At 70.6% G+C, this 20986-nt stretch carries 17 protein-coding genes and 1 pseudogene; 13 read left to right on the forward strand and 5 right to left on the reverse strand.

Features of this window, described 5'->3' with window-relative positions; all coding sequences use genetic code 11:
• Positions 1–204 precede the first annotated feature (204 nt).
• The 3 genes from WMF26_RS16380 to WMF26_RS16390 form a co-directional block, all read right to left on the reverse strand.
• Positions 205–702: an anthrone oxygenase family protein gene (locus WMF26_RS16380; protein WP_438001090.1), complete on the reverse strand. Its 498-nt coding sequence runs from the start codon at positions 700–702 to the stop codon at positions 205–207.
• Positions 703–729: 27 nt separating this feature from the next.
• A complete protein-coding gene (locus WMF26_RS16385; protein WP_438001091.1) occupies positions 730–1509 on the reverse strand; it encodes an alpha/beta hydrolase family protein in 780 nt (259 codons plus the stop codon).
• 793 nt (positions 1510–2302) lie between these two features.
• Positions 2303–3892: a hypothetical protein gene (locus WMF26_RS16390; protein WP_438001092.1), complete on the reverse strand. Its 1590-nt coding sequence runs from the start codon at positions 3890–3892 to the stop codon at positions 2303–2305.
• Between the two features lie 2133 nt (positions 3893–6025).
• On the opposite strand from WMF26_RS16390, the gene WMF26_RS16395 reads away from it, so the two are divergent.
• The 4 genes and pseudogenes from WMF26_RS16395 to WMF26_RS16410 all read left to right on the forward strand — a co-directional run bounded on the left by WMF26_RS16395 (position 6026) and on the right by WMF26_RS16410 (position 9570).
• Positions 6026–6385 (forward strand): hypothetical protein, encoded by a 360-nt coding sequence (locus WMF26_RS16395; RefSeq protein ID WP_438001093.1) that lies wholly within the window; start codon positions 6026–6028, stop codon positions 6383–6385.
• Positions 6386–6399: 14 nt separating this feature from the next.
• On the forward strand, positions 6400–6837 hold the full coding sequence (locus WMF26_RS16400) for an ERCC4 domain-containing protein (RefSeq protein ID WP_438001094.1): 438 nt from the start codon (positions 6400–6402) through the stop codon (positions 6835–6837).
• Positions 6838–7027: 190 nt separating this feature from the next.
• Positions 7028–8433 (forward strand): annotated as a pseudogene (locus WMF26_RS16405) (DNA primase family protein); the annotation flags it as partial.
• Between the two features lie 885 nt (positions 8434–9318).
• On the forward strand, positions 9319–9570 hold the full coding sequence (locus WMF26_RS16410) for a hypothetical protein (protein ID WP_438001095.1): 252 nt from the start codon (positions 9319–9321) through the stop codon (positions 9568–9570).
• A 103-nt stretch (positions 9571–9673) separates the two neighbouring features.
• Here the strand turns inward: WMF26_RS16410 and WMF26_RS16415 are convergent, their stop codons facing one another.
• Positions 9674–9958: a hypothetical protein gene (locus WMF26_RS16415; protein WP_438001096.1), complete on the reverse strand. Its 285-nt coding sequence runs from the start codon at positions 9956–9958 to the stop codon at positions 9674–9676.
• 97 nt (positions 9959–10055) lie between these two features.
• Here WMF26_RS16415 and WMF26_RS16420 point away from each other — a divergent pair, with 97 nt between their 5' ends.
• Positions 10056–10952: a hypothetical protein gene (locus WMF26_RS16420; protein WP_438001097.1), complete on the forward strand. Its 897-nt coding sequence runs from the start codon at positions 10056–10058 to the stop codon at positions 10950–10952.
• A gap of 102 nt (positions 10953–11054) precedes the next feature.
• On the opposite strand, the gene WMF26_RS16425 is transcribed toward WMF26_RS16420, so the two are convergent.
• On the reverse strand, positions 11055–12083 hold the full coding sequence (locus WMF26_RS16425) for a phosphotransferase family protein (protein ID WP_438001098.1): 1029 nt from the start codon (positions 12081–12083) through the stop codon (positions 11055–11057).
• Positions 12084–12286: 203 nt separating this feature from the next.
• Between WMF26_RS16425 and WMF26_RS16430 the strand changes: the two genes are divergently transcribed.
• From WMF26_RS16430 to WMF26_RS16465, 8 genes are all read left to right on the forward strand, one after another.
• Positions 12287–12820, forward strand: a complete 534-nt coding sequence (locus WMF26_RS16430; protein ID WP_437947085.1) for a hypothetical protein — start codon at positions 12287–12289, stop codon at positions 12818–12820.
• Positions 12821–12903: 83 nt separating this feature from the next.
• Positions 12904–13119 (forward strand): hypothetical protein, encoded by a 216-nt coding sequence (locus tag WMF26_RS16435; RefSeq protein WP_061623509.1) that lies wholly within the window; start codon positions 12904–12906, stop codon positions 13117–13119.
• Between the two features lie 312 nt (positions 13120–13431).
• Complete coding sequence (locus WMF26_RS16440) at positions 13432–14172, forward strand: RNA polymerase sigma factor (protein ID WP_438001099.1); 741 nt, start codon at positions 13432–13434, stop codon at positions 14170–14172.
• Positions 14169–15278, forward strand: coding sequence for a hypothetical protein (locus tag WMF26_RS16445; RefSeq protein WP_438001100.1), 1110 nt, complete (start codon positions 14169–14171; stop codon positions 15276–15278). The genes WMF26_RS16440 and WMF26_RS16445 overlap by 4 nt, the downstream gene beginning before the upstream one ends.
• Positions 15275–18154, forward strand: coding sequence for a CHAT domain-containing protein (locus WMF26_RS16450; protein ID WP_438001101.1), 2880 nt, complete (start codon positions 15275–15277; stop codon positions 18152–18154). The genes WMF26_RS16445 and WMF26_RS16450 overlap by 4 nt, the downstream gene beginning before the upstream one ends.
• 214 nt (positions 18155–18368) lie before the next feature.
• The gene (locus tag WMF26_RS16455; protein ID WP_438001102.1) at positions 18369–18806 is read left to right on the forward strand and encodes a hypothetical protein; all 438 of its coding nucleotides are present in this window, start codon (positions 18369–18371) and stop codon (positions 18804–18806) included.
• Positions 18807–18901: 95 nt separating this feature from the next.
• Entirely contained in the window at positions 18902–19339 is a 438-nt protein-coding gene (locus WMF26_RS16460; RefSeq protein ID WP_061627076.1) for a hypothetical protein, read from the forward strand.
• 684 nt (positions 19340–20023) lie between these two features.
• Entirely contained in the window at positions 20024–20986 is a 963-nt protein-coding gene (locus tag WMF26_RS16465) for a sigma-54 interaction domain-containing protein (protein WP_437337959.1), read from the forward strand.

Consider the following 20986-nt stretch of genomic DNA (forward strand, 5'->3'; position numbering starts at 1 on the left):
TATGCCACGTTGAGCGGTTTTTGCAATTCCACCGCTTCGGCCGCTCGATCGAGCGATCGTGGTCGTATCGTGCGCTGGGCTCGCTGCGATGTCGCGGCGTCCCAACTCGGCCGTTGCCTTCGGGGGCGCCACGACGCGCGGGTCGTCATGGCGTCTCTGGCATCGACGACGCGGCGCCGCGCTCTCTCCCTGTCGGACTCGCGATCACCCGGCGCGTGCGCTCTGGACGAGGGCGAGCGTGAGCAGGGCGGCGGACGCGAGGGCCGCGAGCGCCCGCGCGGTGTTCCACGTCGTCCACGCGGGGACGTAGCGAGCCCACGTCTCCGCGGCCGCCGCGGCCTGCGGCGAGACCCGCTCCAGCGCGTCGTTGAGCGGCACGTTGCGCACCATCGTGACCAGGAACGTGCCGACGACGTACAGCGCGCCCCCGGCGATGCGGAGCGCCGAGCCCGCCTCCGACCAGCGGAGCATCGAGACGATGGCGAGGATCAGGCACGTTGCCGCGGTCCCCACGAACACGCCCAGAAACGAGCGATTCAGCACGACCACGTTGATCGACTGCATCGCCGCCATGCCCTCGGCCGGCGGGAGCCTGGCCAGCGCGGGCATCACGAAGCTCGAGAACGCGAAGAACACCCCCGCGATCAGCCCACACCCGAGCGTCGACGCGAGGGTCAGGAAGAACAGCGCTTGCGGGATCATCGGCTTCGCACCTTCTGTCTGGCTCGGTCATGGCTGTCGACGTGCGGATCGCGGCGCGGCGGGCCGGCGTCCGGCGGCTCGCTTGCGAGGGGCGCGCCCTGGTTCCGGCGGGCGGGGCTCATCGCGCTTGCCGGGGGCCTGCTTCGCGAGCCAGGCGTCGATGGCGGCGAGGATCTCGGCGAGCACGCTATCGGCGGTGCGTCCGGCGGATTTCAGGAGCTCGAGGGAGTGGTCGCCGCCCTCCACCACATGCAGGCTCGCGCGAGCGCCGAGGCGCTTCAGCACCGGCCGGAGGAGATCGAGGCTGCAGAGCGGATCGCGGGTGCCCTGGAGGAAGAGCATCGGCGCCTCGATGGCCGAGAGGTGCTTGTCGCGGAGCGTGGCGGGCTTGCCCGCGGGGTGGAGCGGGTAGCCGAGGAACACGAGCCCGTCGCAGGGGACGCCCCGCGCGGCGAGGAGGGAGGCGATCCGGCCGCCCATGGATTTGCCGCCGATCAAGAGCCGCTGGGGCTTGTCTTTTCGCAGCCGCGCGATGGCCGCCTCGTAGGCCATCTCGAGCTTTTCCGGCCTGTCGGGCGCCTTGCGGCCGAGCTCTTTGTAAGGGAAGTTGAAGCGCAGCGCCGTGTGCCCGCGGTCCTTGAGCCCCCTGGCGACGTCGACCAGGAGCTGCGCGTGCATGTCGCCGCCGGCCCCGTGGCCCAGCACCACGGCCACGCCGGAGCGCTTCGCGCGCGCGGCGGGCGCGTGGAGCACGCCCGAGACCGCGCTTCCGTCGGGGAGGGGGATCGAGAGGGCTCGCTCGGGCATGGGGCCGTCATGCCATGGCCGAGGGGCCGGCGTCGAGGCCGGCGCAAGGGCGGGCGCGGTGCGGGCCGCGCCGTGGGGCGGGTCTCGACGGGAAGGGTTGGCGCTATTTCCCCTCATCTGGGGGAGCGGGGTGACACGATCGAGCGCGTTTCAGCGGGTTTTGAGGGAACCGAGGTCGACGTCATCTCGCCGATCGCGGGCGCTAACCCCGCGATCTCTGGTCGACCGGACGATTCCGTGACGCTTCCGGCGGTGCCCTCGGCAGTCGTGGAGCAGGCTGCGCTGGCGAGCCCTCCCCGACCCGAAGCAACCTCGCCCACTGCCCCGGCGAGCAACCCGCGCCAGGTGCTCGTCGCGACTCTCACGCAGACGATCGCCGCTGCCCACGCGGCGGGCGACCTCGCGACCGCGCAGATCGCCGCTCGTACCCTCTCGGAGCTACTCAGCGCCCCGCAGGCGACGCTGCGGGCAGCGCCTGTCGTCGACCTCGCCAGCGCCCGCCGCGCGCGATCTTAAACTAATCCTGAACGCCACCGCGGCGCTCGACGCAGTCCACCAGGCCGGGGAGTGCCACGAGACGGCCTACCGCCGCCGGGAGGTCGCCGTGGCCGAGCCACTGGCGCACGTCGCCCGGCCGGGTTCCGTCCCCCATGGGGAGGTCGAGGCGCAGACCCTCTTGGACCTGCTCTGGCTGGTGGAGCCCCGGGAGCGGAAGGAGCTGCTTCTCGTGGGCTAAGGCGAGCAGGTGAGCGAGGTCGCTCGAAGCCTTATAATGCCCATCGGGACCACCTCCTTACCCTCGGCTCACAGATGTATCGGAGTTTACATCGCGCGCCTCCGGCCTGGCGCGGCGAGGATAGCCAGACCAGTACAAGTCGTATGCGCTATTGGAACGCAATATAAACCGAATATCAGTTCCGGCCTCTGGCAGCAAACTCCCAGGAGCGATGATGACGGGCACTTCGTCAGGAATTGTCGGCAAACCGGCAACGCCAGGTGGACCGATCAATTTAACACCACGACCCGCATAGTCCTCATACTCATATTCAATGCGCCCGTATCGATCTTGTTGCCGAGAGCGAAGCCAGAATGATTTTGGAATCAGACGTCGACTATCGGCAATGTCAAACGCCTCTCGCAGCCGAGTAACACACAGCAGCATCGAATCTATGGAAGGAAATGTTTCCTCTGTGCGAGTATGATCCAGGCCATTTCTTACATAGGCTAGATTTGCTTGGCCGAGCTCATTGACCACCTTCGCAAAGTCTGCCGCGTATGATTCTAGGGCTTCGCGATCCGCATCTGCCCAGAACTGAACGTGATTAAAAGCAAACGGTCGATCTCCAGAATTTCGATAATGCGGAAAGTCGCTAACTGGACGCATCACATCACCGGTGGGCGCCGATGCTCTTCCAGAGATCCATTTGGCAGCAGCGCTAAGATAGCTCGATAGAACTCCGAGGGTATTCGACCCGCCAGCGTCCCACTTTATGGTTTGACTACCTGTTCCCAGTTCGTGGCCCAGTGCCCCACCAACGCTTTCGCATGCGTCTTGATTGCGGAAGATGAACTTGGTTCGAAGAAAATGATCGGAGTAAAGAAGCCACACATTAAACGAAATCAGTTCATTGAGGAATGCCTCTGCGGACACGAAGAGATTTACGCCAGCACTTCGGATTGCTTCACGGTCCGTCTCTGAGCTTATCCTTCCAATCCGTAGTATCGTGTCCTGAAAATGCTGAAGTCTTTTTCTTAATGACGAGTAAGTGTCTTCGAATCGTGGAATCGCAAAACCGAACTTCCAGAGGAGTGCGTTGGTTGTCGATCCTTCTGGGTATAGTGATATGTCCATATCTAGCTCTGTTGCGAGCGCCGTCGTGACTTCTGCACTTGGCAATATAATGTCTTTTACGAATGAATAAGGATCCGATGTTCCCAGGCGTGCCAACACTGCACCGCGTGAAGCCTTCACGGCCTTACGAGACAACCTCCACGCTAGATCGTCGGATTTTCCGTTGGCGTCGTAGACGCGCCATACTTTAGTTGCGAGCTTAATGATCGGTGTCCGTGTCACTCTTCGAACACCAAGTGATGACAGTTCCAGAGCCTCTGCTTGGCTTCCAGCAAAATCAATTACATGCTTGGGTCGCCGCGTTTCATGTGCGCTTATCTTGATGGTGCCCGTGGTTACGATTTGATCGATAAAGAACCATAGAGTGCTTGTGGGGATCGTCATTAGAAGCTGAAGTCGCTCGCGATCGCTGAGGCGACGCACCACATCAGCTGGAGACCCGCGGTGTCTGGATTTGTCGGACGACGATGCTTCAACTGCTGCTCGTATGGCAGGGCCTGAATCGGATGCGATCAATCGTGCCAGCAGCAAAGCGCGTTCATCCTCGACAAATGCTTCAGCTAAGAAGGAGAGCAGGTAAGCGATCTGTTGCGGTCGGATTCGAGCGGCTCTTCAACGAGACGACAAAGATGTATGTGCCACGGGGAAGCCGGTTCAGCAGCAGTGCCACATTCGCGTTTGACTTCATTCAGTGCTGCCGTGAACGGTGTGTCAAGTCGGCCAAGCGCCACGTCGTGCTCATACTGGCACCCTGTGTCAGGGCAGTGCCACAATGGCAGCTTTCGGTGTGGCGGAAAATATCGACGCTCTAGGGAGCGTACAAGGCCAAGAGGGCCGATCGTTAAATATCCAACTTGGTAGACGCCCTGCTGCGAGCCGTCGAGTAGACACATCGTTTCGACTGAATTTAGGCTCTCTATCTCTCGGCCGGGCCAGGTATCGTTGAATCGATCGTAGAGTTCTCGACCGAGTCCAAACGGTATGATGAGATGTCGGCGTTGAATGCTGTTACTGACAAAATCTAGGACATCCTGCGCTCGTGTCCTGGTCGTGTCCACAAGCAAATCGTGGTGAAAGAAGCGTATAAAAATAGCGAGCTTGATTTCGCCAATTGGAATGTCTGGGCAGTTGATTTGAATTCTTTCTAATGTTGCGTTCCCCTCTGGGGTCAGAATGATGGCGTCCCCGATCTCAGTGGGGGTGCGATACTCCAATATGGGCAATACGGATTCGATTGCGTATGAAATGCTTATGAGAGTTGCTGTGGGCTCATGGTTGGCTATGGCTGCGATTGTACGTTTTATATCTTGACGTGTTAGGGCTGCCATGGATCTGCCTGTGGCCCCTTGGCCTGACTGATTGTGGTCTGGTTGGAATTGTGGCGGCGTATGTGACCTGATAAGGAAAGATGTGAGCCCGTTGCTGGCTTGGCTTGTCTGTCTTCAGGTGTCTATGCTGCCATGACGGTTGCATGCGTTGATCGGAAAAAGGTCCAGATGGAGAATATTTATAGGACGAAAAGATGTTTGAGCACAGTCGAATCTGCGCGTTGTCTCTCGCCGGCTCCCGGCGGCGTCTGGCCGGCCCTCGCTATCGCTTCAGTTATCCCCATGGTCAGCCCCACTCTGCGAGGCCAGCGGAGATGCCGTCCCGCGTCAAGAGGGCCCGTCCGGCAGTGGGGCCGCCGGCAGGATCGGGAGGTTGGCCGGCCCGCAGGGCCCTACCGCCGCCCGCATCGGCGTACTGCCGCGTTTGCTCGCACGGCCTCGCTCGTGGGCCCGGAGTCCCACACTCGTACCCGGGTCGGCCCAGTCGGCCGTGCGCCCGCCGTGGAGTTCCGATCCCTATGGAGCGAAGCGGCTGGAGGACAGCATGCAGGTCATCGGACGCCTGTATCCCACCCGCACCCCCGGATCATCCACGCCACGTCCGCGACGTTGATCGCATGCTCGCCAGCCCTCCCGCTAGCGATGTTCCGTCCAAAATGTAACCGCTGAGTGTCTCCGCCCCGCAAAGAATCACACCACCTTCGATCTCGAGCACCACGATCTAGGAGAGCGCCCCCTTCGGCCTCTACCCGGCATCACGGTCGGGGGTAGCCCGGCGCTCCGCCCGCTGCTCAGCTCGCCCTCGTGGCGCTCCCCCGATCGCGTGGCCGGCAGCATCGACCGGCAGGGCGCCGGAGCATGGAGGGACCTCGACGGCCGGCGCCGGACCCAGGGCCCCGTACCACGACGGATCACAGCACCCTCGATCTCGAGCAGCATGATCTATGAGAGGACCCCCGGCCCCTGCCCGTCGCCGAGGGGCCCGGCGCTCCTCCCTGCCGCTCGGCTGGTTCGAGTAGCGCCCCCCCAACCGGTCGGCGCCGGGTCAACCAACCGGCAGCACGCCGGAGCGTGTGCGCCCCGACCGAGCCGCTGGACCGTGACCGGCGCCAGGCGCTGACGGCTGCTTAGCCGAGGGCCCGAGGGCACTCGGGCCGCCGTTCGACTTCGCCGTGCGCCCGTCGCCATCGCTTCGTTCGACTTCGGTCGCCTGGCCGCGTCGGCTGTTGCCGTCGGCCAAAACGGCCGTGTGTCTCGGATCGTCGTGAAGCTCGGGAACTTGCGTCCCGCGCGCCGCAGGACCGTGCCGGGGCGCTCATGTGGATCGTGCTGCTTCTTGGAGGTGCCATTGAGACGACCTGTTACCCAGGATGAACTGCCCAAAGCATTCGCCACCATCGCTCGCTACCTGATCGACTCGTTTCGCGAGGTCGCCAACGAGAACGCTGCTCGCGACACCAGCGCCGAGTACTACGACGCGAAGACCTCCCCGACAGGGCCGACGACGTTCCGACGCGCAGCGGCGGCCGGCGCCTTCCCGACCTTTAAGGTCGGCCGCAAGCCCATGGCGCGCAGGGCCGACGTGGACTCATGGATCGCGACCCAGGCGCGCACGCCGAAGCCGAAGGGGCAGAGCGGCGACGACGTGGACGCGGCCTTCTTCGCGTCCCTTCAGCCCAGGAGGCCGTCGCGATGAAGGAGGCGGACCGCATGACCGTCATCGTCGACACGCGCGAACTGCGCCCGTGGACGTTCGGCGGTGCCCTCCGCATCGAGCGCGCGACGCTGCCCGCCGGCGACTACTCGATCGCCGGCTTCGAGACCAGCGTCGCGATCGAGCGGAAGAGCCTGGACGACTTCGTGCAGAGCGTCACGTGGGAGCGCAGACGCTTTCTCCGTGAGTGCGAGAGGCTTCGTTCGTACGAGCTGAAGACGATCTTGGTGGAGGCCGGCGTCCCCGATGTCTGGACGCATCGCTACCGCAGCAAGACGATGCCGCAGGCGGTGATCGCAAGCGCGCTCACCATCGAGCAGGACTACGGCATCAGCACGACGTGGGCAGGCTCGCGCGAATCCGCCGAGAAGATCGCCGCGCTGATCCTCTCGCGATTTCACCGGAAGCATGCCGAGGTGCGGGATGCACGCTGAACCGAGTTCGGCGCAGCCGTCGACGGCCGGACCGGAGCGGCACCACGACCACGAGGCGCGCGCGGCGAACGACGTCGAGCCGAGCGAGCCGAGCAACCACGGCGACGCGAAGGCAGACGCCGACCAGGCCGGTGGCGACGAGCCGATCTCGCGCGGCGACGGACTCTGGCTCGATGCGTGTGGCACATCGATGGTGCCCGCGGGGGCGTCAACCGGACACGGTGCGGCAAACGGCAACGGGGCACCGCACGTCGTGGTGACGCTGAGGCAGGGCACCGCGCCGGACAGCGACCTCGCGAACGCGGAGCGCCTCGTTGCGGTGCACGGTCGCGACCTGCGTCATGTCGACGCGCTCGGCGGCTGGTACACGTGGAACGGCTCGCGATGGTGCAGCGATCGGGCCATGGCGGCAGAGTTCGCGAAGGAGACAACGCGCCGCTTGCTGATGGATGCCAAGTTCTCGATGAGCGAGGCAGCGAAGCAGGTGAAGCGCGCGCACGACGACGACGAGGTGGCGAAGGCGAAGGCTTAGCACATGGAAGCTACCGCGCTGTTCACCTGGGCGAAGCGATCGCAGTCGGCGCGCGGCATCGATGCGATGCTCCGCCTTGCGGAAACAGCGCCGATCGTCCGCGCCGAGCCCGGTGAATTCGACGCCGATCCTTGGCTGCTGACCCGCCGCAACGGCGTGCTCGACCTCCGTACGGGAAAGCTGCGGGACCACGACCGCCGCGACATGATGCGCCGGATCGTTCCGATCGCGTTCGACCCCGACGCGGAACTGCCGGTCTGGGATCGCTTCCTTGCTGACGTGACGGGCAACGACGAGGAGCTGAGCGCCTTCCTCCGCCGCATCGCAGGCTACACGCTCACCGGTGACGTCCGGCATGAGGTGCTCTTCCTCGTCCACGGTCGGCCGGCCTCCGGAAAGTCGACGTTCCTCGAAGCGCTGAAGATCACCATGAGCGAGTATGCGGCGAAGGCAGACTTCGAGACGTTCATCGCCCGGCGTGACGCTGGCGGTCCGCGCAACGACATCGCGCGGCTCGCGGGCGCTCGCCTCGTGCTCTCGATTGATGTCGACGAGGGCAAGCGGCTCGCCGAAGGGCTCGTGAAGCAACTGACGGGCGGCGACACCTGACGGCTCGGTACCTCTACCGCGAATCCTTCGAGTTCAAGCCGGCGTTCAAGCTGTGGCTGGCCGCGAACGATGCGCCGCGCGTGCGGGACGATGACGCCGCGATCTGGCGCCGCATCCTTCGAATCCCGTTCGAGCACACCGTCGCGAAGGAGAAGCGCGACCCGCAGGTCAAGGCCGCGCTGCTCGATCCGGCGGTCGGTGGCCCGGCGATCCTGGCCTGGGCGGTGCGCGGGTGCCGCGAATGGCAAGAGCGAGGGCTGGATGTGCCCGCGTCGATCACGCGAGCGACGGAAGCCTACCGCGCCGAGAACGATCCGCTGCGTGACTTCATCGAGGAGCGCTGCGTCGTCACCCCGGACGCATGGGTGGTGAAAGCAGACCTACGGCGGGAGTACGATCGGTGGTGCCAGGACAACGGCAACAAGTTCCCGCTCGGGTCCAAACGCTTCGCGGATCGGATCCGAAACCTCGGCGCCGACGAGAGCACGAAGCGCCTCCCGGGACAGCGGACCCCGCGCGACGTCTGGCGCGGCATCGGGCTCCGCTGCCAAGGCGACGACCTGCCGGGAGGGGCCGGCGTTGCAGGCTTGTAGGCACGTAGGCACTTGTAGGGACCAGATCCGGGAACTTCCTCCACGCAAGCGCACGCATCGACACCAGAGGGGTTTATGGAAACAGCCCCCTCGATCTGCCTACATGCCTACAGCCGATCGAGGTGCGCCCTCTCGACGTCGACCGGTCCCGGAACGCCACACGGGTCGGGCTGCCGCTGCTCGCCGGCCTCCCTGGCATCGGGCCTGGCGGTCGGGCTGGCGGTTGTGTCCCTCGACCTCGTGGCCGTGCTGGCTCAGGGCGGGGGCGCTCGCCGGTCGCCGCAGGCTCGATCGCGACGTCGACGTCGACCTCGACCTCGGCGCCCTCGTGGTCGGCGGAGCCGCTCAGCATGGCGCCCTCGACCTCGGCGGAGCTCAGCCGCGCGATGCGCTGACACATCGCCGTGACGATTCGATCACGCAAAGCCTTGGTTTCCAGGCATTTCGACGCGCTGTGTGTCCCATGCTGCGGGGGGCGCGCCGGTAGGCGCGGCGAGATCCCGTGGCTCTCGCGCGGGCGACTGGCGATCGCGGGGCCGATGTTCGGCATGGATATACGGGAGCGATCGGCCGATCGCTCGCACAGGATGTGTCGAATTCCAAACGCATCGCGCCGACAGCACGTAAGGGCACATCGCCGTACCGCCGGTCCGGCGGTACGTGCATTTTCCTGGTCTCGTCCTCGCGGCGTGCCAGCTTGCGGTCGTCGATCGCGGGCCGGCGACGCCGGAGGAAGAGGAGTTCGTCATGACCACCCAGGAGTTCCTCGAGCAGTTCATCGAACAGGGACGCACACAGGGGATGGCGCTGGGGATCGCCGAGGGAACCATCGCGTTGTACGAAGCTCGCTTCGGCCCCATGCCGCCGCGGCTGCGCTCCGCCGTCGAGGCCATGCGCGACCTGCCGACGCTCCGGACATGGCTCGTCCTCGTCGGCACCGGGACGCGCGAGGAGGCGCACGACGCCCTCTCCGCCGCTCCCCCCGGACCTTCGTCCTGACCGACGCGCGACGACTCCATCCAGCGCGCGCGTTCCTGCCTTCGCTGCCCCGCTCCGCCGGCGACGGCTCCGGACAGCGCATCCTCCACCGCGTACGGACGGCCTACGGCCGGAGCCGCCGCAACGCCTCCAGCGCCTCGCGCAGCTCGCGCTTCCCCCGCTCCACCAGGTCGCCGTAGCCGTGCCGCGCCGCCCAGGGGAGCGCTATCCCGACGTTCATCGCCTCGTACGCGGCCGCCCGGAACGCGCTGGCCCGCATCCAGGGCGGTCGGCCATACGCCTCCCAGAAGCGATCGTAGGTCGGCCGCTCGGCCGGCGACGCGGACTGATGACGGATGCGATCATCCCATCGGCTGCATGAGGATGTGTCGAATTTCAAATGCTTCACGCTGGCAGCCCGCAAGGCCCCATCTCAGTCCCACCGCGCAGGCTGAGCGTGCCTTTTTCTTTATCTTGACCGTGCAACGTGCCAGCCTGCGCCCGCCATGCGAAACCGATTCGATCGGCTGGCAAAGGACATCGCTCAAGAGGGGCTCGCGCCGATAGGCAAGGTGGTGACCAACGCCGAGGTCGTCGGAGACGCGCAGCATGCGGACGTGTGGTACGAGCCCGACCCGGCGCGCGCCTCGGGTCGAGAGCGGCTCGGGCTCCTGGGCCGCCTCGCGGCGACGGCGTGCACCATCGAGGCCTACAGCGATACGCCGAGCGCCGACGAGGCGCGCGCGTGCGTGGAGAAGCACCTCGCCCTGTGGCGAAGCAGCTCGGCCCGCAATCGCGAGGCAGAGCCCCCGTTCCTCTGGGTATTGTCGACGGGCCGTCCCACGGCCGTGCTTGACGGCCTGCGGGCGGAGCCGATGGCCGGCTGGCCCGCGGGCGTGTACGAAGGACCGAGCCTGCTGCGGGCCGCCGTCGTCGTGCTCGGCGAGCTGCCCCGCGTGCGCTCGACCGTGCTGATCCGGCTGATGGGCGGTGGGCGCGTGTTGCGAGAGGCGATCGAGGACTTCCGCCAGCTGCCGAAGGATGCGCCGGAGCGCGCCATCGCGCTCGGTCCTCTGCTACGCTTCCGCGCGGAGGTCGAACAGCGCGGGCCGGTGACGCCGGAGGAAGAGGAGTTCGTGATGACCACCGAGGAGCTCGTCGAGCAGTTCATCGAGCAGGGACGCACACAGGGGGTGGCGCAGGGAGTGGCGCAGGGGATCGCCCAGGGAACCATCGCGCTGTACGAAGCTCGTTTCGGCCCCATGCCTCCATCGCTGCGCTCCGCTGTCGAAGCCATGCGCGACCTGCCGACGCTCCGGACATGGCTCGTCCTCGCCGGCACCGGGACGCGCGAGGAGGTGCACGACGCCCTCTCCACCGCTCCCCCCGGGCGTTCGTCCTGACCCCCGCGCGACGCTCCATCCAGCGCGTGCGTTCCTGCCTTCGCTGCCCCGCTCCCCGGCGACGTCCCCCGGACAGCGCATCCTCCGCGGCGTACGGACGGCCTACGGCCGGAGCCGCCGCAGCGCCTCCAGCGCTTCGCGCAGCTCGCGCTTCCCCCGCTCCACCAGGTCGCCGTGGCCGTGCCGCGCGGCCCAGGGGAGCGCTATCCCGACGTTCATCGCCTCGTACGCGGCCGCCCGGAACGCGCTCGCCCGCGTCTGCGGCGGCCGGCCATACGCCTCCCAGAAGCGATCGTAGAGCGGCCTGTTATCCGGCGACGCGGACTTGGACAGCACGAACATCGTCCAGTCGGCCATCGGATCGCCCCAGAACGCCCGATCGGCGTCGATCACCCCGACGATCCTGGGCCCCTCCGCCCCGCGCTCGATCAGGAGGTTGAACAGCCACAGATCGCCGTGCAGGAGCCGCGGCTCCCGGATCTCGTCGAGCACGGCCGCGCCCCCGCGGATGATCTCGATCGCCGCCGCCATCTCGGTCACGTCGAGCGACGCCCCCGCCATGGTTCGCAGCGAGCAGGCCAGGCGGTACAGCACCGCCTCGCTCCACGCGGGAAACTCGGGCACCGGGAACGGCCCGCCGAACGCGGTGCCGGCGGTCCCGTGGATCGTCCTCGCGATGCGGCCGAACTGCTCCCAGAGCGCCAGCGACTCCTCCGGCGACAGCGCGTCGGCCACGTCGTCCCAGCGCTCGCCGGGGAGCAAGGTCTGGAACACGTAGTCGCGATCGATGAGCTGGCGCGTGAAGTCCGCCGCGAGCGTCCGCGGCGCCAGCGTCGAGAGGGCGGCGAAGTACGGCTGGATGTGCAGCTCGCGGCGCATGAGCGCCGCCTCGTCCCACGACAGCGTGGCCGAGTCCGGCGGCGCGACCCGCAGGATGACCCGCCGCTCTTCGACCAGCGGCGGCGCCAGCGAGACCAGGTACGTCGTATTGAAGGTGCCGCCCCCCAGCTCCCGGGCGGACGCGACAACGGCGCTCTCCCCGAACGCGCGCCGGCACATCGCCGCGATCTGCTCGGCCGTCAGCGCGCGATGCGCGTCCGCGGGCGCACGTTCGATCGTCGTGAGCTCCATCAAATATCCTCGCAGGTCGCGGAGCGCGGGCACGCCGGAAAGGGCAAGCGGTCGAAGGGCAGGGGGATCTCGTCGCGAGCCTCGACGCGCGCCGGAGCATCCCCGCCGCGGGGCCGCGCGTCAACGCCGCCCCCTCGCCGTCGCCTCGCGCGCCGCCACGGTGCGAGGTGACGGCGCGTCCCTCCGCGGCTAAGCTCCCGCCCGTGCCGAGCCCCCGGAAGAACCACCTCCTGCGCAGCCTGCCCGCGCTCGCGCTCGCAGCGCTGACGGCGATCGCCGGTCCCGCCTGCGTCAGCAAGCCGACGATGCAGCTCGACCACGCCGAGATCACCGGCATCCGCATCGGCTTCCCGCCGAGCCTCGGCGTCCTCATGACCGTGGTCGTCAACGTCCACAACCCGAACTCGTACGACGTCGCCGTGCGCGCCGTCCGCGGCCAGGTCGTGCTCGCCGGCCGCTACCCGCTGCCGGTCGACTTCCGCGCCGACGGCGACGGCGTCTGGCTCCCCTCCGACCGCACGACCCAGGTCCGGGTCCCCATCAGCATCCCCGTCGATCTCGGCCTCCAGCTGGTCCGCGAGTCGTTCGCCACGCCCGTCATCCCGTACCGCTTCAGCGGCCGCGCGGACGTCACGGCCACGCGCACCTTCCGGCTCGAGGCAGACGACTACTCGGTCGACGACCACGGCGTCTTCTCCCGCCAGCAGATCGAGCTCGCCCTCGGCATCCTGCGATAGGCTCCGCGGCGCAAAGCTCCGGACGCCCGCGAGCGGGCGGCCGCCCGGCGCGCCCCCACGACGCAACGAAAGACGGTGGCTGCATGAGCGGCGTGATACGAGCGACGACCCTGGGACGCTACGGCAGGCTCGCGAACGGCAATGCCTATTGCGACGATCCGCAGGAGCCCGACCACGTGAGGGCCGATGGAAGGTGGACGATGACCGGCGCCACGGCGGCGGACGGCATCGTGATGTGGTTCTGGGCGTGGGAGAGCGTGCCAGGCGGCGAGAAGCGCAAGACAACCTATCCTGGATGACCTGAGTCAGCATCGCATCGAGCCTCGCCACGAGCCGCTCGCGCCCCGGGCGGCGCGCCTCTCTGCAACGATCCAACGACGGAACGACGGAACGACGAACGATGGACAGGGGCCGACCTCAGGGCTCGCCCCGAGCCCTCTGCCTGCCTGAATGTCCATCCGTCCCTGGATCGCTTCGCCGCGCCCTCGCGGTTTCTGACACGGGTCTCGAGAAAAAAATCGCGGCCTCGCAGGGGTGGAGTCGTCCGGCGAGACCCTGCTTCGATTGACGGCCGTGTTGCGCGCGTCTATCCGTGTGCGTTGATGCCATCGATGTCCCCCTCGCCCGCGCAGCCGTGGAAGCCCGCCGACGGCCCCTGGCGGGAGCCCGGGGCGGCGGCGGCGACCTCCGAGGCGGCGCTCGCGCTGATCGCGCGGGCCGTGGGCGGGGAGCCGGCGGCGGTCAGGGCGCTCGTCGATCTGCTCACGCCCACCATCCAGGAGCGCGTCATGCGGCCGCTGCTCCGCCGCCGCCGGGCAGCGGGGCACCGCGACGTGCGGCAGGAGGTCGAGGACATGACCCAGAGCGTGTTCCTCGCGCTCTTCGCGGACGGCGGGCGCACGCTCCGCCAGTGGGATCCGGCCCGGGGGCTCTCGCTCACGAGCTTCGTCGGGCTCGTCGCCGAGCGCGAGGCGTGCTCGATCCTGCGCAGCCGCCGCCGGAACCCCTGGACCGAGCAGCCCACCGAGGACGACGCGCTCGAGCGCGTCGACGCCGCGTCCGTCTCGCCCGAGCCGGCAGCGATCTCGCGCGAGCTGCTCGCGACCCTCGCCGTGCGGCTCCGCGACCGGCTGAGCGAGCGCGGGCTCGAGCTGTTCTATCTGCTGCTCGTCGACGAGCGATCCACCGAGGACGCGTGCGCCCTCACCGGCATGACGGCGGACGCCGTGTATGCCTGGCGGAGCCGCATCGGCCGGCTGGTCCGGCAGATCGCCGCGGAGCTCGCCGCCGAGGCCGAGGCGCCGGGACGGGCGCCCGCGGCAGACTCAACCACCCCGGAGCGCGCACGATGACCGACAGGGACGAGGAGCTGCTCAAGGCGCTGGCGAGCGCCGCGCGCGCGGAGGATCGGGCGAGCGATCCGCGCTGGTCGGCGAGGGTGCACGGCGCGCTCGCGCAGGATGAGCTCGACGCGCTGGAGGCGCTCGCGCAGCGGTCGGCCGAGGACCGCGAGGCCTGGGAGGCGTCGCGCCCGCTGGACGGCGAGGCGCGGGCGCGGATCGCCGACACGATCCTGGCCGGGCTGCAGGCGAACGGAGCGGCGCGCGGCGCGCCGGCGGCGAGCGAGGGCGGGGCGGCGGTGAGCGAGGGCGGGGCGGCGGCGAGCGCAGGTGCGCCGGCGGCGAGCGCGCCGCCTGCGGAGACGACCGGCGCGCCGCTTGCGGAGACGACCGGCGCGCCGCTTGCGGAGCCGACCGCCGCGCCGCTCGCGGAGACGACCGCCGCGCCGCGGCCGGCCGCGAGCTCCCAGGCAACCCCCGCGGGCCGGGTGATCCCGCTGGCGGCTGCGCCGGGTCGCCGGCGCTGGCTCGCCGCCGCGGCGGTCCTGGCCGCGGCCGCGGCGTGGGTCCTCGTCGCGCGCCTAGGTCCCGGCCACCACGGCGGCGCCACCGGAGACCCGGGCGCGCTGGCCCTCCTCGATGCGCCCGCCCCGGTGCCCGACTACGCCGTCTCGATCGCGGGCGGCGAGGCCGGGCAACGGTCCGCGAACGGCGACCCCGCCGCGCCCGGAATCGCGCGCCTCGGCCCGGGGTCGAGGCTCGAGATCGCCCTCCGGCCCGCAACCCGGGTCGAGGGCCCCGTCGCGGTGCGCGCCTTCCTGATCGCGGGGGGCAAGGCGCTCCCCTGGGACGTGCGCCCCGAGGTGTCGGCGCAGGGCGCGGCGCGCATCGCCGGCGACACGGAGGCGCTCTTCCGCGGGGTGCCCGAGGGCGAATGGGAGATCGCGATCGCGATCGGGCGGCCCGAGGCGCTGCCGGACAGGCCCGCCGAGCTCGCGGACGGGCCGCCGGGCGAAGGCGAAACCCCCAACGCATTCCGCGTGTTGCGCCTCAAGGTGCGCCTGCTCCCCGGCGCGGCGCCGCCGCCGCCGCCCGCCCCGCCGCCGCAATCTCCATGAGCCGCCGCCGGGCGATCCGGGCCGCCGGGCTCGGCGCGGCGCTGCTCGTCCCGGCGCTGCTCGGCGCGGCGGCGCTCGTCTCGCGGAGCGGCGCCCCCGGCGGCGCGACCCCTTCCGCCGGCGGCGCAGGCGACCCGCCAGCGCCCTCCGCCGGCGACGCGCGCGACCCGGCGGCCCCCGCGGCGCCACCGCCGCCCCTGGAGGTCGAGTTCGCCGGCTGCGGCGCCGTGCTCACCGGCCCCGCCTGCGCCCTGCCCGACGATCGCGCGATCCGCCTCTGGATCAAGGCGCCCGAGGGCGCGCGCGTCGCCGTCGACGCCGGCGCGACCCCGATCCCGCTCGACGGCGCGCCGATCCAGGGCGGCCTGCTCGTCCGGGTCCCCGTGCCCGACGGCGCCGAGGCCGTCTCGGTGACCGCCGAGCAGAACGGCGCGCGCGCGGTCGTTCGCCTGCCGCTGCTCCCGCCCCTCGTCGCGCCCGCGCTGGCGCAGGCCGAGGCGCTGCGCCGGCAGGGCCGGCTCGACGAGGCGGCGTCGGCCCTGGGCGGCCTCGCGTCGGGCCAGGACCCCACCCTGAAGGCCCTGGCGATCGGCAAGCTCGCGCGCGTGGATCTCGCCCGCGGGCGGATCCCGGAGGCGATCGCGCGCTTCGAGGCTTCCATCCAGGCGCACCGCGCCGCCGGGCGGCTGTCCGACGAGTTCCTCGATCGCTTCGCCCTGGCCTACACCCTCCTCTACAACGGCCGCAGGTTCGCGGAGGCGCGCGCCGCGCTCGACCCGCTCGCGCCGCTCGAGGCGAGCCACCCGGAGGGGCGCGCGCTCAAGCCGTACTACGCCGCGCTGCTCTCGTTCGAGTCCGGCGACCTGCGCGCGGCGCTCCGGCAGCTCGACGCGTCGGCCGCGGCCGCCGAGCGCCTGGGCCTCCGCGACCACCGGCGCCACGTCCTGCAGAAGCGCGCCGAGGGCCTCCAGCTCCTGGGTCGGCCGCTCGCGGCGCAGGCGCTCCTGCGCGAGGTCGAGGCGTCCCTCCCCGCCGGCAGCCCGCCGTGCGAGCAGGCCGCCCTGCAGAACAACCTCGGCTGGGGCGCCCTGCAGGTGGCGTGGGCGAGCGCCTCGCCCTGGGCGAGCGCCTCGCCCGGGGAGCCCCTCGCGGCCGCCGAGGCCGCGCTCGAGGCGGCGCTCGCGCTGTACGGCGGACCGTGCCCGAGGCCGGCCGAGCGGGCGAACGCGCTCACGAACCTCGCGCTGGCGAAGCTCGCGGCGGGGCAGGCGGCGCGGGCGCGCGCGCTCCTCGACGAGGCGCGCCGGACCGACGCGAGCCCCGACCCCGGGGTCGCGATGTACTGGCTCGACATCGAGGGGCGCCTCGCGCTGGACGGCGGCGACGCCGCGGGGGCGCTGCGGCGGTACGACCGGCTCGCCCGGCTCGCGGAGGCGAGCGCGCTCGCGGAGGGGCGCTACCGGGCGGCGCTCGGCCGCGGGCAGGCGCTCGAGGCCCTGGGCCAGCCCGATCGCGCCCTCGCGGCCTACGAGGCCGCGGAGGCGCTGCGCGGCGAGCTCAGCCTGCTCGCGCCCCTCGGCGAGGGCCGGGGCGCCTTCCTCGGCCGCCTGGAGGAGGGCGCCCGCCGCGCGGTCGACATCCTGCTCCAGCGCGATCCGGCCCGCGCCCTCGCGGCCGCCCGGCGGTCGCGCGCCCTGGCGCTCGCGGCGCTCCGCTGGGTCGACCGCATCGCGTCGCTGGACGGCGAGGCGCGGGCGCGCTGGGAGGCCGCGCTCTCGGCGTACCGCCGCGAGCGCGCCGCCCTCGACGACGAGGGCCGCGACGACTGGCGGCTGTCCTCGGGCGAGCTCGAGGCGGCCCGGGCGGCCCGGGCGGCGCGCGGCCGGTCGATCCGGGCGCGGTTCGACGAGGCGCTGCTGCTCGTGCGACGCGGTGATCCGGCGGCGGCGGCGCCCGCGGAGGCCCCGCGCCTGGAGGAACGCGAGCTGATGCTGGCCTTCCACCCGATCCGCGACGGGTGGGCCGGGTTCGCCGTCACCCGGGACGGCGTCGCGGCGCGCCGGCTGCCGGCGATCGACCTCGCGGCCCCCGCCGCGACGCTCGCCGCGCGGCTGCTCGGGCCGTTCGAGGCGCCGCTCCGCGCGGCCGGGCGCCTGCGCGTCTCGGCCTACGGCGAGCTCGAGCGGATCGACGTCCACGCGCTGCCCTGGGACGGCGCGCCGCTCGTCGCGCGGATGCCCGTCGTGTACGCCCTGGATCTGCCGGGCGGCGCCGCCCCGGGGGCCGGCGGCGCCGGCGCGGCGCGCGGCGCGCTCGTGGTCGCGGATCCGCAGCGCGATCTGCCGGCCGCGCGGCGCGAGGCCGACGCGGTGGCCGCGGCGCTCGAAGGGCAGGGGCGCGCGGTGGAGCGGCTCTCGGGCGGCGTGGCCACGCACGCCGCGGTCGCCTCCGCGCTGGAGCAGCCCGGGATCGCGCTGTTCCACTACGCGGGCCACGGCTTCTTCGGCGGGATCGACGGCTGGGACAGCGGCCTCCCGCTCGCCGGCGGGGGCCAGCTCGCGGTGAGCGACATCCTGGCGCTGCGGCGAGCGCCGGCGCAGGTCGTCCTGTCCGGCTGCGACACGGCGCGCACCGGGGCCGCGCCCGGGGCCCGGGGGCTCGGGCTCGGCCTGGCGCAGGCGTTCCTCGTCGCCGGCGCCGGGTCGGTGATCGCGGCGACGCGCCCGGTCGACGACGCGCTGGCGGAGCGGATGATGGTGGCGCTGGTCGCCGCCGGGCAGGAGGACCCCGGCGCGCAGCTGCGCGAGGCGACGCTCGCGGCGCTGCGCGCGACCCCCTCGTCCGACTGGGCGAGCTTCCGGGCGCTGGTGCCGTGAGCGGGCCGCGGCAGGCGCATCGCGGCGGCTCCGGCGCGGAGGGGAGCCGCGGAAGGATCCGGCGCGGCGGCGCGTATCGATCGCGGGTCTCAACCATCAACCCCGCGAGCCTCGGGGCCGCGCAGCGGGATCGACCCGCTGCGCGGATCGAGGAGCGCCGGCGACCGGCGGGGGACACGACGGTCCCAGGCCGGGCGCCACGGAGGATCTCGCCATGATTCGGAACAGTCTCAGCGCAGCTGGTCTCCTTCTCGCCGCGGGCGTCGTGTCGGCGCTCGCCATCGCCTCCACCGACGCGATGGCGGCGGAGCGAGCGTCGACGGTGCGCCACGGACCGGCGACCAACGATCCCAACCCCGTGGTCACCCCGTGCGGCGCTTGTTACAGCATGCGGGACCGCCGGCTCTATGTGTCCCTCGATGCCATCGGGAGCGCGAAGGCGATATCGCTCGAGCTCGATTTGCTGCGCGACGGCAAGTCGGCCTATGGAGAGCAGCTGGCGCCGTACCGCGTGGCGAACGGTTACGTGGAGTACCTGGTGCCGCAAGCGCCGACCGAGGACGTCGGAGGGGGCAGGATACACTGGGTGACCTCGCAGGGGAGGTTCCGGACGATGACGGTCATCGTGGCTGCCGGCGGCGAGGCGGAGTAGAACAAGCGATCGCGCGAGGCCGGGCGCGGGCTCTCGCGCCGGCGAGCTGGGGACGACGAGGACGACCGTCGAGCGAGCGCCAGGAGGAACCAGGGATGATTCTGCACCGCATCAAATCAGCTGGTCTGTTTCTCGCCGGGGCCGCCGTGGCGGCCCTCGCCTTCGCGGGCCCCGAGGCCGCGGCGTCGGAGACGGGGCCTTCGGACCTGGAGATCCCGCCGGACATCCAGCCTCCCACGACCCCGTGCGGCGCCTGTTACAACATGCGGAGTCGGCTGCTCTACGTGTCCCTCGCCAAGGTCGACAAGATACCGGCGGTCGTCCTCGATCTCTACGAGCCGGACGGCGGCGGCGCGGGCACCTATGGAGCGCTGAAGCCGGTCCAGGTCAACACGCTCTATGCCGTGTACTACGTGCCGCAAGGGCCGACCAAGGACGTCGGCTCGGGCGTGGTGCGCTGGAAGCACCCCTACGGCTACGTCCGGACCGAGGACGTCACCGTCGATGATCCCGAGCCGCAATGCGATGAGTAGCGCGCGCTGGCTGGCCGGCCGGCCGGCCGGCCAGCCACACCGACGCTGAGCTCGACTCCGTAACAGCGGCGCGCCCGCGCCGCGCTCGTCTCCCTTCCTCTCACGTTCTCCAGACATCCACGCTGGTGGTGGCGTCAGCCCTCAGGTGGAGGCTCCAGCCTCCACGCGGCGCGACGAGCCTCGGCGCGCGGGGCCGCTCGGGACATCTCGCCGGACACGCCCTCACCGGAGCGGCGGTGCTCCGCGCCACAGGCAGCCCCGGAGCGCCGCCGCGATTCCTTTCGGTCCAGGGGTCGCGTCGCGGCGTTCCGCGAGGGCAGCACGGAATGTGCGGCCTTGCGTCAGATTGCGCCGTCCTTGCGCAACTCGTCGCGCATCCTTGCGCAACTCGTCGCGCAGGCTCGACCGGAGGGCTCCGCTGGCTCCGCGGCGCGCCGCGCGCCCGCCGGCGGGCTGAGGCGTTGGCCACCGACTTGCTTCGAGTCGCACCCGTCCCGTCGCCGCCGCGGCGCCCCGCGCGCCGGTGCGGCCCTCGCGGAGGCGCCGTCCACACCGCCGCACAAGGCCCTTCGCAGCATCGGAATCGTCATCGGACCCGGTACCGGAGTCAGCGTCGGACCCCGGCGGCCACGGCACGTGAGAGACATGAATCACGCCCTTTCGTCGTGATGAGGAGCGTTCATCGTGGATGACTGTCAACCCGGTTTTCTCGCGATCGATCCGGAGATGCGGCGCCTTCGGGAGGCCCTGGAGACCGTGGCCCCCACGCCGCTGCCGGTCCTGATCCTCGGCGAGACAGGGACGGGCAAAGAGGTCGTGGCGGAGTGGATCGCCGGCATGTCGCGGCACCCGCGCGAGCGGTTCGTGAAGGTGAACTGCGCGAGCCTGTCGGAGTCGCTCGTCGAGAGCGAGCTCTTCGGCCACGAGCGCGGCGCGTTCACCGGGGCGGTGGCCCCGCGCGAAGGCCTGTTCGAGGCCGCCCACGAGGGCACGCTCTTCCTCGACGAGGTCGGGGAGCTGTCCCCGCGCACGCAGGCGAAGCTCCTCCGCACGCTGGAGTACGGCGAGATCGTCCGCGTCGGCAGCACGCGGCCGCGGCGCGTCGACGTCCGGGTGATCGCGGCGACGCACCGCGATCTCGAGCAGATGGTGAGGGACGGGGACTTCCGCCAGGACCTCTATTTCCGCCTCAACGCGGTCACGCTGCGCATCCCGCCGCTCCGGGCCCGCATCACCGAGATCCTCCCGCTCGCGGAGCTCTTCGCGGCGCGCCTCGCGCGGCGGCTCGGCCGCCCGGCGCCGCGGCTCGCGCCCGAGGCGACGGCGGCGCTCCTCGCGCACACCTGGCCGGGCAACATCCGGGAGCTGCGCCACGTGATCGAGCGCGCGGTGGTCATGTCCAAGGGGGGGCCGATCGTCGCGGACCACCTGATGCTCGAGGCGCCGCGCGCGCAGGCCGAGGCCGGGATCCGAGGCGACCTGCGCACGTTCGAGCGGGACCGCATCGTTGCCGCGCTCGACCGCACTCGGCAGAACCAGACGCGCGCCGCCGAGCTGCTCGGCGTGTCGCGGCGCACGCTCACCAACAAGCTCAACGCCTACGGCATCGCGCGGCCCCGGAAGAAGGTCGCGCTGGAGGGCTGTTGA

Source organism: Sorangium sp. So ce185, from assembly GCF_051526825.1.
Lineage (GTDB): Bacteria > Myxococcota_A > Polyangia > Polyangiales > Polyangiaceae > Sorangium > Sorangium cellulosum_D.